This window comes from Vibrio sp. CB1-5 (assembly GCF_059412285.1).
Window position 1 is genome coordinate 1 of the sequence record NZ_JBJHPB010000035.1, and the last position, 16,760, is coordinate 16,760.

Sequence of the window (16,760 nt, forward strand, 5' to 3'; positions counted from 1 at the left end):
GGTGGGTCAATTTTAAATCGGCGTTAGTGGGTCATTTTTACATCGGCGCTGACATTTCTGAGATTGGCATGATCCAGACAGGTGATACGATCATGTTCTTACTCAGAGACAGAAACGCCACATACTACGCCCGCTATTATTTCCCTCAAAAACTTCAATCTATTGGTTATCCAAAAGAGCTAAGATTTTCTCTCTTGACTAAAACTCGCTCAGAAGCAATAGACAGGGGTTTGGCTGTTATAAGCATGATCAGACAGAACGTTAGGCATTTATCGCTCGACGAGTGTGTTGAGCATGTCCTGAGTCAATTGAGGGAGCAGATCACCTTCTATCGCAACAATCACTTTCCGACAGGTTTACCAAGAGTAACTGAGCTTTCAGTAGCACCTTTAGCCCACCTCGATAACCCAGCACCTAAAGCACAGGCAAAGGACACCAATTACCTTTCTGAATTTATCCAGTCAAAAAAGTTGGAAAAGTTACTCCCCCGCACTATTCAACAGCTTGAATCTAGAATCACTGCATTTCTTACCTCAAGCAGTCTGACAAAGTCACAACTGAAAGCTAGCTCGAAAGACGCTATGGCTTTTAGAGATAAATTGCTGATGTCGGGAAAATCCGAAAAAACTGTTTCTGAGTATCTTGCTGCGATAAAGCAGTTCTATGGATGGTTAAGTATACGAGGCGATATTGATGCTAATCCCATTGAAAAAGTGACTGTCAAACGTAAGAAATCAAGGGTATCTGATGAGCGATCACGATGGAGTACCACAGAATTATCAAAATTATTCCGACACAGTAATTTTTCAAGACTTAGTTCGGAAACACCGGATAGGCTCTATAGCCAAAAAGAACAAGAAGATTACTGGGTTCCACTCATCTTGCTTTACACGGGGGCTAGAGTCTCAGAAATTTGTCAGTTAAGCACCAGTGACGTAATAGAAAAAGAGGGTATTTGGAGCATATCGATCAATGAGGAAGGCAAGCACAAGCGACTAAAATCAGCAGCTGCAACACGAGTTGTTCCCATTCATGCCAAGTTAATGCAGCTAGGTTTTCTACAGTACGTTCAAATGCGTCAAGAACAAAAAGCGACTCAACTATTCTCTTTTACCCCATATGGCAGAGACAAAGACTGGTCTAAAGCCTTTATAGTCCGATTCTCGAAAGTTCTAGACGAAATAGGATTTACACGTGGTCTAAGGCCTACATTGCACAGCTTAAGGCACACTTTTATTGATGAGCTTCAACAAGCAGGAGTACAAGAGCATTATGTTGCTGACTTAGTCGGTCATAGTAAAAAGTCGATTACATACGCACGTTATGCTAAACAATTGAATCTCTCTGCATTGCATGACGTTGTTCAGGCAGTTGAGTATCGACTTGTTTAAAAGGGGGTGAAAATTGTACAGTTGTAATAAACATGAATTTATTACAAGAGCAAGAATTCAAGTCGCTTAGGAAGAGCGTCATAAAAGCAATGAATAAGCTTCATATTGCCCTCAGTAACGGGGAAGATAGAGCTGTGGTTCAAGCTGTTCAAAAAGAACTAAACAGGGCGATAGCAAGGTTGCAAGCTCTCATCCATGACGCACAAAATGACTATGAGATTAGCCCTGAATCACCGTTTATCGACAAAGTTCTTGTGGGAATAGCAAAGCGCTATCCATAAGAACAAAATATCGTTGAGCAGAGCAGATTTTATGCAAAAAATTGTCCAGTGTGGTGCCGTGTAACATAAATATGCACCATATTTGTTGCGCCTAGGTATGCAGCATGTGGCTACCCATATGGTTTGATATGTCTTACTTTACTAAATACCATAAATCTATACTATAAAAGGAAACAACACAGATACTTAGACTCAGTATGGCTAGGAAACAGTTTGCTAAAACCTTTATTACTCTTGCAGATATATACACTGCTTATAGGAAAGCTAAGTCTGAAGCTTTTTATGACAATTCTGCCCCAACATCATTAGATTTTGCGAAGTTTGAACAGAACATTAAGGAAAACATTGAGGCTTTATTTAAACAAGTCACTGAAGACACCTTTGCATGGTGGGAGAAAGAAAACTTCATTGGCGATCACTATTATGTTCCAAAAAGCCTTGATGACTCCGATTGGAGCAATGAACAACAAGTTCATTATCGCTCTGTTGACCCTTCAATAGACTGGCAATTAAGGTTCAGTGAAAGCGGCAACAAGAAGTTAGACGCAAAATACCGTTTAGTGATCAAACCAACGATTAACTATCAGATAGTGTCTGCGCTGTGGATACTTAAAGTTGGGCATGAATTCGAGTCAAAGCTAGATAAAAATTTATCTTACGGCAACAGACTTCGCAGAAAGCGCCATAGTCAACCCTATGATGATTCATTAAACGGAGAGTTAAACCTCGATTCTTCAGGGCTTTTTTCACCATATTTTTCAGCTTATAAGTCTTGGCGAGAGAAAGGTCTCTCTACGATGAGAAATCTTATTGAAAATGGGAAAAATGCTACAGCTGTAACAATGGATCTGGCTGGATTTTATCACAATGCTTCCCCTAATTTCCTATTGAAGCCCTCCTTCCTAACTGAAATTGGCATTCATTTAACTAAAGATCAAAGGAGGTTCACGCGACAATTACTAGCTTCAATGGGGCATTGGTATTCACTAACTCCTGATTTTATAAACAGACCTGAAGGTGCTCTACCAGTTGGTATATCAGCTTCAAAAGTAATTTCCAATGTACTCCTTTATCAACTTGATAAAGAGGTTCATTCTAGTCTCAAGCCAGCATATTACGGTCGATATGTTGACGATATATTTTTAGTTTTTGAGACACCAGAAGAAGCAAGTACTGGCAATGAAATTATTTCTCATATTAATAAGAAAGTAGATTGTATAAAGATATTTAGGCAGAAAGGAGAGCAACCAAGCCTAAGGCTTAGGTTTATATACGCGCAAGACTCTGATTTAACGTTTACAGCAAGTAAACAGAAAATATTTAGCTTATCTTCTGATCATGGTGAGGACTTCATCAATCAAATTGAAAGCCAAATTCGTGAACAATCTAGCGAGTATCGATTACTTCCAGAGGTTCCTCATTCTTCTGCTCTAATGGCAGAGAAGACACTACTTGCATCTCCTGATGCATCTTTGATAGCTGATGCGCTCAGAAAAGCTGATGTAGTTTCAGTAAAGAGAATGGGACTTTCCTTATTGCTTAGAGATATTGAAAGCTATACGTCTGATTTAGTATCAAAAGATTGGGTAGAGATCAGAAAAGAATTCTATGGTCTCGTAGAGCGTTATCTATTGACTCCTAAAGGGCTTTTTGACTTATCTGGTTACTTGCCTCGCGTATTCAGCTTGATGATTTCGAATCAAGATTTTGATGCAACAAAAGATTTTATTTCTGAGCTAAATGAATGCCTTGATCTTTTAGAGCGAACAACCAAGCCTAACTCAAAGAAACAGCTCACTTCGTGTCGCCAGTACTTATATTTATCACTGAAAGAAACTGCTTTGAAAGCTTCGACATCGAAAGGGTTTAATAGCTGGGAGTCGCTGTGTTCTAGTCTAGAAATGTTAGATGACATAACAACAAATTCAACAGGCAGGCATAGCTCTATTGAAGACATTAGAAGATATAATCGAATCTTACTTCTCTCTGATCTAGGAAGTCGACCATATAAAGACTATTGGTATTATGACCAAAACAGAGAATACAGAACTAAGCGTTTTCCTCGCGCTAAAAGTATTCAGAAAGTCTTGAGACTCAAGCTGATAAAGCGTTTTCGGGAAGAAGCTAATCTAAAGACACCACATTGGCCAGCGCTAGCATTCCCAACACGACCATTAAGTATTCAAGAGATAGCGATTGTATGCCCAACAGTGCTTAGCGACCCTAAGCTATTTAAAGATTCAATATTGGGGCTTAGAGGGGCTGGTACATATAGCCTCGATAATCTAGGGCTGAAGATGGATGAAGTAGATGGTGAATGCTACAACGTTCCTAAGCATAGCAAAAAAAAGACTATTGTAGCTCTTACAAACTTTGAGACTACTGACCAGCAATTTCTGAGTGCCTTAAAAGGAAATCCGGATAGGAGTGTAGGAAGATATGAGTCAGTAAATCATCTCATAAATAATATATTGAAAACCAACCCTAAGGCTGATTACATTGTATTTCCTGAATGTTCGATGCCGCGGCGTTGGGCCTTTAATATTGCCAGCCGTTTAGCTAGACAAAACATATCGTTTATCGCTGGTCTAGAGTACTACCAGCACAGGAATAAGAACAATATAGTTCGTAATGATTGCTTAATTTCTCTCACTACGCGTGTCACCGGATACTTAAGTAATTTAGTGTTTATGCAACCAAAAATCATGCCCGCTCATGAAGAGAAGATAACCCTAAGTAAAGAGCGAAAAAGGCTCTATGCGCCAAGTTGTAACGATGATGCACTGCCAATTTATAAGCATGGTCCCTACCAGTTTGGAGTTATTGTATGTAGCGATCTAACTAATCCACAAAACCGAGTCAGGTTTCAAGGAAAAGTGGATAGCCTGTTTGTCCTTGAATGGAACCCCGACGTAAAAACTTTTAGTTTTTTAGTTGAGGGAGCTGCACATGATGTCCATACATTCGTTGTTCAAGTCAACAACCGAAAATACGGAGATAGTAGAGTCAGAGCACCATATAGAATTGATTATAAGAGAGACTCTGTCCGCATAAAAGGAGGTATCGCTGACTACTTTGTTCTAGCTAAAATCGATTATGGCAGCTTACGAAATTTTCAAAATCAAACATCTCGTCGTACTAAAAACGACGAATTTAAGCCCCTACCTATTGGATTCAACATGTCGAAGAATCGCAAATAAAGAATGAGTAAACGATGATTAGCAATGAAGTTTGTATTAAGTTAACGGAGCATCCATTGGTTGATGCTGCATTATGGGATAGTATTCTTAGCGTACTTTCTGATGTCGCGACTATTACAGCAGTTATTATCGCAGGAGTCGCAGGGTATATTGCTTATCAACAGCTATTGGCGAGCCGAAAACAAAGTGCAGCAGCTCTTTACAAAGAATACTTGCAGTTATGTATCAATAACCCTGATTTCGCCGAGGGGAAGTACAGTACTAACAATAAAAGAGAGTATCTATGGTTTGTATCTCAAATTCTATTCACTTTTGAGCAGGTGGTAATAGCTAACCGAGGAGATAAACAGTGGTTTGATACAATAGAGAACCAATTAACTATCCACAAGACACACCTTACTACATCGAGAACAGCCAATAGTGGTGAGTGGGAAAAAGAATTAGCCAAAATCATCAAAAAAGTCATTACCAATACAAATTAAAGCTAGTACTATCATGTAGTTGCTAAACTTCTATCATGTGTAGTAGTAATGATAATTTTCCTATACTCAAATTAGTCAATGAGTTAGTGTATTCGTTGAATCACTAACTCACTTTTAACCAAAAAGTAACCCTCAACCGTAATCATATTAAAACTACAAAAGCATAACACTGTCGCTTACGTGGTTATGTATGCTAAAAAGCTTATCGCTATTCAAATATTCCCTAATCTAATCCCTTGAAATTGGAAGGGCGTAGCGTAATCATCAGCACTCATTGAAGCGCATCCTCTATCGTGTCACCCATGCAGTAAGCGAGAAACTGCACCATGTCATCTTGCATGTTTGCATGCAAAAACTCTTCCAACGCCTCTGCCTCATCAGGTCGCAGTTCAAACGCTTTACGATTACTATGCGCAGTCAAAATGCGCTGTGCTACCCCTTTAAGCATGGCACTATCCATGTCGTCGTACGCAGCACGATCTGAGAGCAACTTTAAGAGCATAGCCCGCTCACGTTGCTGCGCTTTGTGCATACGTTCTGCAAACTCAAAAGCTTTTTTTAATGTAAAATTACCTTTCATGATCATCCTATTTGTAAACTTGTAAACAACAGCTTTGAGTAAGCCGCTTATGGGGCATAGTTATACCGACAAAAAATAACATGTACAGCATTGGCGAGTGCAAAAGTCGATAAAATTCAGTGGTTTACATGTTTACTTTCAATTTTTTTGCTGCACCTTTGTTTACATGCTTACTTATATCGTCGACGATTTTTTGCTTTTTTTTAAATGCATTTTCCGCAAAATTTAGATCGTCATAGTTATATTCAAATGCATTATTCAAATCTATTTCTATTTTCTTTCTCTCCTCTCTCCACTTGTCACCATATTGCTTGGCTAAGTAACCAAATTGTTCTTTTAATATTTTTTCTTGTTTTTCGCAGTAAGCATCGAGAGGCGGTAACATACGTGCTAAACATTTATTAACAATACTACTTTGCTGTTCTTCTAGCTTATTAACTAAGGAGGATTTATATTCTTCTTTTAACTTTTCGTAGTCTTTATTTATTTCTTCATAAAACTGTTTAACTTTCTTGTGCGATGCTTTAGCACCATGTTTTGGTGGTACTAAATCAAAGAACTTAGACATGTGAGCATTAAAATCACGCTGAAGATCCGCAAGCTGCTTTGGTCCAAAAGCATCACGAGCAGAGAGCCTGACGCCTCCTTTCTCTCCGCTTTTCGATAGTAAAGGGACGATTTTTGCGTGAATATGAGGGGTTGATTCGTCAAGGTGTAACGTTATGTTACTGCACCTATTTCCAAATTTTGCATTTAAAAAGTCACTTGCTTTAGCTGCAAACAAGTTAATGTCTTTATTTGTTTTAAATGCATCACTCGACAAGCTTAATAGGGCATCCATGCATATAACCGCATTTTTCCGTGGCTTTATGTTGTATTTATCTAAAACCCTTTGAACGTCCTTGGATTCAACATTTGACCCTTTTAATATCCGATTGGAGTTGAATTTATTTGGATTAGCGTTAGGTGTTTCAGCAAATCGATGTACGTGAGAAGACGACTTATTTAAAGATGATTTAGATTTTATTTTTTCAAATCTAAGAATAGTTGTATTCATTTTTAATTTAAGAATATTAAAAATGAAGCTGAACTACAATTGCATTGTATACTCACTATACAAAGTACCTTTGTGTTCGCCCTTCGGGTAAATAAAAGCCTCCTTGCGGAGGCTTTTTTGTATAATCAATGAGACTGTCTAAGCTAACTAATTACCTTAACGTCAATCGTTAAAACTCAGGTAAGCAATCATACTCTTCACCTAGCGCAAACTCGTAGTTACTCTCAGAGATTTTCCTATTGATGAAGAATTTCACTTTTTCAATTGGCTTGCCTTTTTTGTAGCGGTTTTTAATTGCTTTAGCATCGACTTCCAGATCAGATTTTTCATTGACCTCATTAATACTCTTGATAACGATACGCTGCCAAAAGTGACGTGTACACGCCAGCTCATCCAATTCAAACCTATTCCTAAGCTCAGATATATTTATTTCAAATGATGCTGAAGGCTTAGAGCCAATTCGCAGAGAAAACCAGTGATAGTATCTAAGGGAGTACTTGTTTTTGAAGCTAATCAGAGTCGCTAAGTCAAGACTTGTATATCCTCTTAGGGATAACACATAGGGGATGAATTTTTGGCTAAATACCATGATCACATCATTGTTTTCAGCCTTTCCACAGTAATCCATAACTTTAATGTTCTGCTTTGACCTTTTCCCTGTGTAGTCGGGAACATCGATGTCCATTGTGAAGGTTCTCAGTTCCTCAATCGCTTTATCAAAGCATGCATAATTCCTTGAGCTAGTCTTAGTGTAATTCAACAGCATTTTCATTGGCAAAATTATGGTTCTGTATTCTTTGCACCAATAAAAATCTCTGTAGTCTTGATCAGTTAATCCTGAAAAATCTCTTTTACCATTAGTGTTGAGCAGGTTGTAGTTTTCACTTGAACTTAGAAAATCATTGATATCAAATAGTGACATTGAAATAAACAATAGTCTTTGCGTCTGAGTATTTAACGAAAAAGTTGCAAATGCAAATTCATTTCTCAATCTTAAGGCTTTTACCCCGTCTTCATGCGGCGGGTTGATCATATCAAAATCTAGTTCAAGTTTGGCAGTGTCAGTCATTCTATTCTCTTTTTCTTTCACAAATAACGTGCAGTAATGATCACAAATATTGTGTCATATCTTTTCTTTGCTTATCGAATGGTTATATTCTTAAAATCAACAAGTTAATTTGATTATTGATTTTTCTCTACTACACAATTTATGTGTCGTTAAATCACAAAACATGTATCGATAAGTTCATTATTAGTCCATCACATCAATGGCTTATGAATCGGTAATATATACCTTAATATATAAAGTAATATATAAATCATAATAGTTAGGTTTAGCCTAACGTTCGCTAATGCTCACTACTAGCCCTAACGGGCAATCGAAGTGTATGAGACTATAACAACGCTTAACATGTATATATGTTGTTGCTTGAGGCTTAAGTTATTAGAAGAACTAAAGATAGAGAAGATATTTATAGCAGTATGCTAATAATAGTCATGATTGGGAAGTTAATTCCTAAATGAGATGCAAATCTACGTGTTTATGAGATTAAAACCACCAGCGGCAAGCTATTTTTCTCAAATATAATAAGATGTGTTTTATTATTATTAACTTGCGTTACATTCTTAAGATGTAATTGCTATCCCAGTATTTCCTATGAAAAATGCATATCAGATTTTATGAATGTTTAATTAGGATTTAAGAAATGGTTCGTCAAACTCGTGTAACTATCGCAACAGCAATCAGAACAGCTCAAAAAGAACTTGAGAAAGACTACAATTCAGGCTTTATCAAAAAGTCTACTTACAAGGGAAACAAGAGTAGCTTTCGAACTCTATCGAAACTAATCGGTCGTTACAAGTTAACAGAGTTGAATGCTGCTGCACTTGAGAACTTTTTCAATGAGGAGTTGTTGGAAGTCGTGCATTCAAAAGGTGTTGGGTACAAAGATAAGACTCGGTTAAACATGCACACATCATTAAAGTATGTCTACGAACACTACTACAAGAGAGATATGATACGTGTAAACCCCTTCTTGAAAGGCGTTAAAGTCAAGAGAAAAAATGATGGCGAGCCAATACTGCCTTATCTTGCTAGCGAAATTAAAGCCCTGCTATCTGTCAGAGACGGAACTGGCATTGTTGAAGGGTTCTATTTCGCGTGTCGAGAAGGTCTTCGAGTTTCTGAGTTAATCGCGCTGACCGAGCAAAACAGTCAGATCTTTGATAAAGAGCCTTCAGTGCTTATCGACAAAGCACTGGTTCTGGATGAGTTCAATAATACAAAAACAAAACAATCAGAACGTAATATATGCATAACACGTAACTCTGCCAACATAATCGCAGATTTACTATCAAAGCCGATGGAGCTTGAAAGCTACACAATCCAAGGAGTTACATATCAGGATCGCTTTGTTTTCTGCAATCCCAAAAGCGGAAAGAACTGGGGTAAATCAAATAGCTATTATGAAGCTCTTAAGCCTTACTTTGAACGTGCAGGCATCGAGTTTAGAGGTATCCAGCCTACGCGTCACACTTATGCGACTGAATCCATTAACTCAGGTGTTGAGATCAGAGCTGTTTCAGAACAAATGGGTCACACCAATACTGAGACGACCCTTAAGCATTATTATTCACCTACCATTGCCAAAATCGGCAAAGGGGCTCTGTCTTATCGAGAGAAGCATGATCCATATGCAAATATGATTGACTTGCCTATGGCAGCATAACTGTCTAGATACGTAAAAACCGCCGAGAGGCGGTTTTTTTGTTTTTCGATAATCGAAATTTGGTATTCACAGTGATGCGAATATGTGTAACTATCGGGATAAAATGTACCATAAGCCTCTCTCAGAAGTGCCGTAACGTACCGTTTTTAAATGGTTTTACTGTTACATTGGAAGTTTAAGATAGTTTTCAAATCCCTATCTCTCCGCCACATTCTAAGAAGCCGCTGTATTTTACAGCGGCTTTTTTCGTCTCAGTTCCCTACGAATATATCTACAAACGAGCTTTGTCCATTCGCTCGATGTCGGCGTCCCCGATCGCTACTCAGCTTAAATCTGCTACAATCAGCGTAATTTCCGCCCATCACAACTTCAACCAACTAGAGTACCACCATGATTATCTTAACGACGACCTATGGCGACATTGAAATTGAACTTAATATGGACAAAGCGCCTGTCAGTTCAAAAAACTTTCTGCGCTATTGCCAAGAAGGCTTCTATGAAGACACCATTTTCCATCGTGTTATTGACGGTTTTATGATCCAAGGTGGTGGTCATACCGAAGACATGACCGAAAAAGAGACCCATGCACCTATCGTAAATGAAGCAAACCGTGGCCTTAAAAACCTAACCGGCACCGTTGCCTTTGCACGCACCGATGCGCCGCATTCCGCGACAGCGCAGTTTTTTATCAACTTAGATAACAACGATTTCTTAGATCATACCGGCAAGACAAACTCGGGTTGGGGTTATGCGGTGTTTGGCAAAGTCTCTGCGGGAATGGATGTGGTCAACAACATTGGAAAGGCTATGACTGGCATGAAAAAAGGTCATGATGATGTGCCGTTAGATACGATAAAAATCAACAAAGTCACCATTGTCGACTAAACCGTCACTCAAAAACGACATCTCTCAAAGCAAAACCATTGTCGTAAAATGAGAATCAGCTGTTGCGCGTGCTTTAGGGTAAAGCACGCGTTTGTTGAGCCATGTAGGTCGGGAGAACCACACTTTAGCGAGGATAGCGATTGTAAAATGAGGATGTAGATATGGGGTGTTAAGGACGAAATGAAACACCTACGAATCTGCTGTCCCTTCCGTAACTTCTACGGTTTCAACCACTTCAGCTTGATCAGAATTCGCCGCTTGCTCCGCTTCCATTTTGGCGCGTTCAGCTTTTGAGATATAGCGCGGCTTGTTACTCTTCTGCTGTTTAGCGTTGCCTTTTTTCGCTTTTGCTTTCAGGATCTGGATGACCTTCTTCTTTCTGTTCATAAACGGCTCTATTCTCTAGCGGGTTTTCATGGGCTGCGCATAATAGCGCTCTCTTGGGTGTTAATCCACTGCTAAGCACGATTATCCAGCATCGAGAACATTAATCTCATCCCCTTTACCTTGCACATAGCTGCCAAGATGCGTTGCAAAACGCTGCTCTTCAATGATGGATAGCACATCTTGCGCCAAGTTTGCCGGGAAGACTTTTAAGGTCGACAGCTCATCAATAGCAAGCCACTTCACTTCTTGAATATAGCTTTCATCATTAAGCCCTACGAGGTTCCCAAGACCGGGCTCACCTTGCCAATCACGAATATGATAAAACAGCTCAACATGGTAGCGCTCAGCCGAAGTCTCATAGAACTCACGCACGCAGATTAGTTCGCCAACATCGACATCCAGGTTGGTTTCCTCTTTGAACTCGCGTACCAAACTCTGCTTAGTACTGACATCTCCAGCTTCAAAGCCGCCACCTGGTGGGATCCAGTATTCTCCAGAGTAGGGATCTTTTACGCGCAGCATCAAAATGCGATTTTCGTTAACCGCTATCCCAGCGGCGCGAATGCGATGTTTCATGTTACCTCCTTTAACTTGGCCGCAGCTTCAATGAGCGACATGTGAATCGGCACTAGATCTGCGTGATTACTGCGATAACCTCCACCAATCACACACGCGATTGGAACGGCACGCTTCTGACAAGTAGAGAGCATCCAGCGGTCTCGCTCACGTATGCCATCCAGAGTGACATTTAAAAAACCAAGTTCATCGTCTTGGTGGATATCAACGCCGGCATCAAAGATCACCAAATCTGGTTGATGAATATCAAGGGCAAACTGCACAACCTGCTTAAAGCTTGGCAAAAAGTCGTCATCCTCAGCACCTTTAGTAAATGGCACGTCGAAATCAGAATCGGGTTTTCGTGCTGGGAAGTTTTTATCACAGTGCAGTGAAAGTGTGATGATTTGCGAGTTTTGTGCCATCAGAGATGCAGTCCCGTCACCGTGGTGAACATCACTATCGATAATCAGTACCTTGTCGACACCCTGCGAAATTGCGTGCTGCGCGGCGACCGCCAAATCATTAAACAGGCAAAAACCACTGCCATAATCAAAATGGGCATGGTGATAACCACCACTCAAGTGAATAGCTAAGCCATTTTCCAGTGCCTCTTTAACCGCTAGTACCGTGCCACCCGTTGAAGTCAACGTGCGTTCGATAAGACGCTCACTCCACGGAAAACCAATACGGCGCATCTTCGCAGCTGGTAGTTGTCCCAACACTAAATTATCCGTGTAGGTATGACAATGGGTCTGTTTAATATCATCCACGCTAAGCGCTTGGGGTTCGACAAATCGAAACAGCGACGAGTTGGAATAACGCTCAGCAACCGCCTCATAGAGCAGCTCATATTTACGAATTGGATAACGATGCCCATCAGGCAATGGCAGCGCGGAGTAAATAGGATGATAGATGAGTGGAATCAAAGTATTCTATTCTCAGTTAAATCAAAGACACAAAAACATGTTACAAAAACATAGTAGCGCTAGGAGAACAACATGAAAACCGTCTTCATAACCGGAGCCAATCGAGGTATCGGCCTCGCTTTGACGAAAAAGTACTTAGAGTCCGGCTTTAAGGTTCATGCCACCTACCGCAGCGCCAGCTCCGCTCATGAACTGCTTTCTCTGGAAGTAAGCGAATCGCACCTTGCCACACACTTGCTAGACGTGACTGATTACGGCTCGGTAGCGCAATTAGTGCAAACTCTGCCGGACATCGACATCTTCATAAATAACGCAGGTTACTACGGCCCGAAAGGCTACGGCTTCGGTAATACCGATGTCGATGAATGGCGCAAAGTATTTGAAATCAACAGTATCGCGCCCCTTACACTGACTGAACTGCTGTATCCAAAACTCATCAACTCGTCGGTGAAAATCATTGCTTGCTTGTCGTCAAAAGTCGGCAGCATGACAGAAAACACCTCTGGTGGTGGTTATATCTATCGCTCATCGAAAGCGGCACTAAATTCAGTCGTTAAGAGCTTAAGTAACGATCTCTCCTCACAAGGCTTTACCGTACTGGCGCTGCACCCTGGTTGGGTACAAACCGAGATGGGTGGACCAAATGCCACATTGTCTGCACCCGACAGTGCCAAAGGTCTTTTCAACGTTATCAAAAGGGCGGAATTGAAGGATTCAGGACGGTTTTTAAACTATGACGGTACCGAGATTCCGTGGTAAAGCTCGGTAAATTTAGTGTTTCACAATAGCCAATTGCTAATTGATTTAGTCATAAGCTTCGTTGAGCTTTGCCTAAATCAATCTCGGGCTCTAGAACATCTGTTCCTGAGCCCAACGCGGCTTTCTAAGCAATTTTCAAAATGCCCTTTTACTGGCTCTCCACTTTTCAACCAACTTATACCAAAAGCCGTGAGTTCTGTTCTTTAAGAGTAGGAAAAAGAAACCTCGAGCCTATCATCAGTTTTGACTCTTGCGCCAAGGGTTCGAAACTAGTTCGGAACTGGCTCCTCACACTCACAATAGAAACTTAGCACGTTATCCCTTTTTCAGTTTAGATCGGTCAGTCCGGTACTCTAAATAGGCTTCCTCTTCTATCGCCAGACTCTCTTCAGAACACTCCTCACGTTGCCCAATCAACTCTTTTAACTTAAGGGAGCCACCTATTTTCAAAATCGCTATAGAGGCTTCTCCGCAGTTCCCTACTATTGAGCTCTTTTTTTCTAGGACTTTGTCTTTTTCACACTCTTTTGCTGGTGTAACGGCAAGTTCCGCAGTCTCTTGCCCTATATCGTCTTTACTGGCAGACGATATTGCATCAGCCACAACTTTAGACCACGCAACAACAACTTCTCTGAATCTCGCACGGTTGTTATTCCAGTCGTTATCACTTCGCAAGTTCTTGAGCTCAGAATAAAACTTATCATTTAGCTCGTTTGCCTCTCCAGCAAGCTTTTTAGTACCGTATATCTTGTTTGATCGGTTACGTGCGCTGAGAATGTAGTGTGCCCATTTTTCTTGTGAGTAATCAGCACGGGCAGTACTGTCGATATAAGCCATATGCCCATATGGACGATTAGGGTTAGCTCTATCCTTGCCGCTGTTCCCTGTCATATTGGGTGAGGATATCGCAAACTTATACAATGCCTTCCGACGATCTCGTCGTGCTATCAACTCGCGATTCTCATCTGTAAGCCCACAAGAACGCTTCAACGCGTCGTAGACTGGTTTTGTTGCCGTTAGCTGGTCATAGTCGTAGAGTGCTTCTGAAATACGCATACAGCCATGAATATGCCGCTTACTGCCCTTTCCTGTGATGATATAGTAAAACTCGGGTTCTACTATGCCGAGAGCATTCCGCAGTTCCTTTCTGAATTGGTCAGTAAATTTCTTCGCCAGTTCAGCATTTGTTGTGTCGAAGAACGTCTTATTGATACGCAATGGTCTAACAGTAAACGGTAGTACCACATCGTTACTCTCTGAGGCTTGTATATTTACGTGCATCGAAAGATGACGCATTAAGCCCTTCTGATAGTGATTCGCTTTCTTTGCACTCTTGAAGTCAATCTCAGCTGTTGCTTCTATATCTCTCTTAGTCAGAAATTTATCAATGGCATCTATACCGAATATGTATCTTGGATTACAGACAGACTGCTTCACGCACCAAGTAAGGGCTGAACGGGTTAGGCTAGTATAAGTCTTTTCGGAATAATCCCCACGGCACTTAGCCGATATAGGGTCATTACTAACATTCGAAAGATGTGTGCTCTCATTATGGCGTGTGGTATAATCATTCATGTTTAGTGCTTAATTTGACAGTGGTACTAACGTATGAAAAGACCGTTGCGAGCGGTCTTTTTCATTTCTTGCTTATGCTGCTTCAGTCGATGCCAATCCCATCTTTACTGCATCTCGATTTTGCTTATCACGTATCGCTTTAACCTCTTCCGGCAGCATTTCTCGAACTTCAAGTACCGGAAGTTCATCAACTTCGATCTGTGGGGCAGCAAGTCCAATCACTTGTCGTAAATTGTCAGAGTTTAGCTTATTGGCAGTCGCTATTGCGGCGAGTGTTCGCGCTTTAGCACCAGCATCTTTTAGGTTACTAACTGGCAGCCCTTCTATTCGCTCTAATAGTGAACTTATGTGATCACGCAACCCTGCTGCGATCGCTAGATCATCTACCATAAGGCTTGCTAACTGCCGTTTTGCTGAGTCACTAGATAGAGCATTGTGCAAAGCTTCTGTTGCTTGGGCGACCAATTCTGCATGGTTCCTCCCGGGCTTTATCGTCGGGTCAGTTGAGATGCGCTTTACAGATGACAAGCTGATACCCACCTTACGTGCACTAGCGGACTTACTAAAGCCCGCCTCTACTAAAGCGATCACCTCTGCTTTCTGTCTAGGCGTGATCCGTTTGCTCATCAACACCCCCATTTATATTTCTTTGGTTGATACGCAACTGTAATCGCTCTAAACCAATGACGACCAAACCGCGCACAAGGTCTGCTTCAGATATATCCCCTGCCTTAGCAATAGCCTGAATATCAGCAAGAACTTGCCCTGATACTCTGAAGTTTTTACTAGCCATGCATTAACCTCTTGCTTGCTTATGAATACGGGAAAGCTCCGCGCTCTCTTCTGCTGCTGTCATTTTGTTAACGCCAAAGTATGGCAGCATCATCTGAACAGTTGTTAACATCCGCTCGTCCAAAACTTGCTTAAGAACGTCGAAGCTACTTCCCGATACAATTCTCCCTGCCTCATAAATCCCCATGAAGAGCAGTGCTTGCAGAGCATCTGGATCGCTTAGTCCCAACTGTTTTGCAGTATGTTGGATAACCTGAGTAACTCGAGGATCTGTAAATTTATGATGGTCAGCATACATATCAGCCAGTTCTATTTGCGCCAAAGCAGCCTTTTTGTCACTGCACTCAACACTATTTCGAGCATTGGCGAGAATTTTTTTAAGTTGTTCGTTATAGATCATGTTCGTCCCTTACCTAATTAGATGATCGTGCGTTCAACGCAGCTGCAATACGGTCTACGCCTTCCAGCTTTCCGTTTTGCAACATTTGCTTGTCTGTTGCGGCCAATATACTGCCCGTATTCCCGTTAGATTCGATATCCATGATCGCAGCAATACGCTGTGCTCCATTCATCTTACTGAGGCGTTCATAGTTTTCGTTGCGAATGGATTGCTTCAGGGCTTGTTCTTGTTCAATTTCAGCTTCAACTTCGGCTTTAGCAATCGCACCCTCATCGGCGGTAATGCCTAAAGCCTCGAAAACATCGTTATGATCAAGGTTATCAACGTAAGAGCGAATAGATTCTTCGCTTAGTACGTCTTCTCCTTCCAGATAAACCTCTACTAATTGGGCTCGATAGCCCGCCATTTCTTTAATCATTGTTGCTCCCTAGATTTCGATTCTCCAGAAGGAGATTTGTACTCAATGTGTAATTAACAACCAACTGTTACAGCATGTCATCCCAAACGTAAGATTGCAAGAAAAACAAAGACCAAGCCATTGAAATGTAAAGATTTTTATGGGAATTGATTTCTGTAAAATCTGTTCCATAAGTTCAATTTTATGGAAACAAAAAACCAGATCGTTGGAATCTGCAATTTAGAATTATGGGAATCTTTTTCTGCTAAATGAGAGCACAAACGAGGTAGGTAGGCATCGACAAAGCTAACTTGATTCGATGCCCTTAAAGTCAAAGAGTTAAGAGGACGTTTATTTCATG

At 40.8% G+C, this 16,760-nt stretch carries 18 protein-coding genes; 7 read left to right on the plus strand and 11 right to left on the minus strand.

Going from position 1 to position 16,760, the window contains the following annotated elements:
- The 4 genes from ACJB0T_RS19340 to ACJB0T_RS19355 all read left to right on the plus strand — a co-directional run.
- Positions 1–1,391 (plus strand): site-specific integrase (locus ACJB0T_RS19340; RefSeq protein ID WP_495292924.1); only part of this gene is annotated, 1,391 nt, incomplete at its 5' end.
- A 32-nt stretch (positions 1,392–1,423) separates the two neighbouring features.
- Positions 1,424–1,672 carry a hypothetical protein gene (locus ACJB0T_RS19345; protein ID WP_063345074.1) on the plus strand — a complete coding sequence of 83 codons (249 nt, stop codon included), beginning with the start codon at positions 1,424–1,426 and terminating at the stop codon, positions 1,670–1,672.
- Between the two features lie 197 nt (positions 1,673–1,869).
- A complete protein-coding gene (locus ACJB0T_RS19350; protein WP_479289167.1) occupies positions 1,870–4,872 on the plus strand; it encodes an RNA-directed DNA polymerase in 3,003 nt (1,000 codons plus the stop codon).
- A gap of 14 nt (positions 4,873–4,886) precedes the next feature.
- Entirely contained in the window at positions 4,887–5,354 is a 468-nt protein-coding gene (locus ACJB0T_RS19355) for a hypothetical protein (protein WP_239910740.1), read from the plus strand.
- A 271-nt stretch (positions 5,355–5,625) separates the two neighbouring features.
- Here ACJB0T_RS19355 and ACJB0T_RS19360 read toward each other — a convergent pair whose 3' ends face one another.
- The 3 genes from ACJB0T_RS19360 to ACJB0T_RS19370 all read right to left on the minus strand — a co-directional run bounded on the left by ACJB0T_RS19360 (position 5,626) and on the right by ACJB0T_RS19370 (position 8,060).
- On the minus strand, positions 5,626–5,934 hold the full coding sequence (locus tag ACJB0T_RS19360; protein ID WP_479289163.1) for a hypothetical protein: 309 nt from the start codon (positions 5,932–5,934) through the stop codon (positions 5,626–5,628).
- Positions 5,935–6,058: 124 nt separating this feature from the next.
- On the minus strand, positions 6,059–6,991 hold the full coding sequence (gene mobV / locus ACJB0T_RS19365) for a MobV family relaxase (protein WP_479289162.1): 933 nt from the start codon (positions 6,989–6,991) through the stop codon (positions 6,059–6,061).
- Between the two features lie 169 nt (positions 6,992–7,160).
- Positions 7,161–8,060 carry a RepB family plasmid replication initiator protein gene (locus ACJB0T_RS19370; protein ID WP_479289160.1) on the minus strand — a complete coding sequence of 300 codons (900 nt, stop codon included), beginning with the start codon at positions 8,058–8,060 and terminating at the stop codon, positions 7,161–7,163.
- 637 nt (positions 8,061–8,697) lie between these two features.
- Between ACJB0T_RS19370 and ACJB0T_RS19375 the strand changes: the two genes are divergently transcribed.
- A complete protein-coding gene (locus ACJB0T_RS19375; protein ID WP_479289158.1) occupies positions 8,698–9,720 on the plus strand; it encodes a tyrosine-type recombinase/integrase in 1,023 nt (340 codons plus the stop codon).
- A gap of 390 nt (positions 9,721–10,110) precedes the next feature.
- The gene (locus ACJB0T_RS19380; RefSeq protein WP_479289156.1) at positions 10,111–10,605 is read left to right on the plus strand and encodes a peptidylprolyl isomerase; all 495 of its coding nucleotides are present in this window, start codon (positions 10,111–10,113) and stop codon (positions 10,603–10,605) included.
- A 189-nt stretch (positions 10,606–10,794) separates the two neighbouring features.
- Here the strand turns inward: ACJB0T_RS19380 and ACJB0T_RS19385 are convergent, their stop codons facing one another.
- From ACJB0T_RS19385 to ACJB0T_RS19395, 3 genes are all read right to left on the minus strand, one after another.
- Positions 10,795–10,992, minus strand: coding sequence for a DUF2986 domain-containing protein (locus tag ACJB0T_RS19385; protein WP_479289155.1), 198 nt, complete (start codon positions 10,990–10,992; stop codon positions 10,795–10,797).
- An 81-nt stretch (positions 10,993–11,073) separates the two neighbouring features.
- Positions 11,074–11,568 (minus strand): NUDIX domain-containing protein, encoded by a 495-nt coding sequence (locus ACJB0T_RS19390; protein WP_479289153.1) that lies wholly within the window; start codon positions 11,566–11,568, stop codon positions 11,074–11,076.
- On the minus strand, positions 11,565–12,476 hold the full coding sequence (locus tag ACJB0T_RS19395) for a histone deacetylase family protein (RefSeq protein WP_479289152.1): 912 nt from the start codon (positions 12,474–12,476) through the stop codon (positions 11,565–11,567). The genes ACJB0T_RS19390 and ACJB0T_RS19395 overlap by 4 nt, the downstream gene beginning before the upstream one ends.
- Before the next feature lie 72 nt (positions 12,477–12,548).
- On the opposite strand from ACJB0T_RS19395, the gene ACJB0T_RS19400 reads away from it, so the two are divergent.
- Entirely contained in the window at positions 12,549–13,235 is a 687-nt protein-coding gene (locus ACJB0T_RS19400; RefSeq protein ID WP_479289150.1) for an SDR family oxidoreductase, read from the plus strand.
- A gap of 315 nt (positions 13,236–13,550) precedes the next feature.
- Here ACJB0T_RS19400 and ACJB0T_RS19405 read toward each other — a convergent pair whose 3' ends face one another.
- The 5 genes from ACJB0T_RS19405 to ACJB0T_RS19425 form a co-directional block, all read right to left on the minus strand.
- Positions 13,551–14,810: a tetratricopeptide repeat protein gene (locus tag ACJB0T_RS19405; RefSeq protein ID WP_479289148.1), complete on the minus strand. Its 1,260-nt coding sequence runs from the start codon at positions 14,808–14,810 to the stop codon at positions 13,551–13,553.
- A 72-nt stretch (positions 14,811–14,882) separates the two neighbouring features.
- A complete protein-coding gene (locus ACJB0T_RS19410) occupies positions 14,883–15,437 on the minus strand; it encodes a hypothetical protein (RefSeq protein ID WP_479289146.1) in 555 nt (184 codons plus the stop codon).
- A complete protein-coding gene (locus tag ACJB0T_RS19415) occupies positions 15,415–15,603 on the minus strand; it encodes a hypothetical protein (RefSeq protein ID WP_479289145.1) in 189 nt (62 codons plus the stop codon). The genes ACJB0T_RS19410 and ACJB0T_RS19415 overlap by 23 nt, the downstream gene beginning before the upstream one ends.
- A 3-nt stretch (positions 15,604–15,606) precedes the next feature.
- Positions 15,607–16,002 carry a hypothetical protein gene (locus ACJB0T_RS19420; RefSeq protein WP_479289144.1) on the minus strand — a complete coding sequence of 132 codons (396 nt, stop codon included), beginning with the start codon at positions 16,000–16,002 and terminating at the stop codon, positions 15,607–15,609.
- 13 nt (positions 16,003–16,015) lie between these two features.
- Positions 16,016–16,420, minus strand: coding sequence for a hypothetical protein (locus tag ACJB0T_RS19425; RefSeq protein WP_479289142.1), 405 nt, complete (start codon positions 16,418–16,420; stop codon positions 16,016–16,018).
- Positions 16,421–16,760 lie beyond the last annotated feature (340 nt).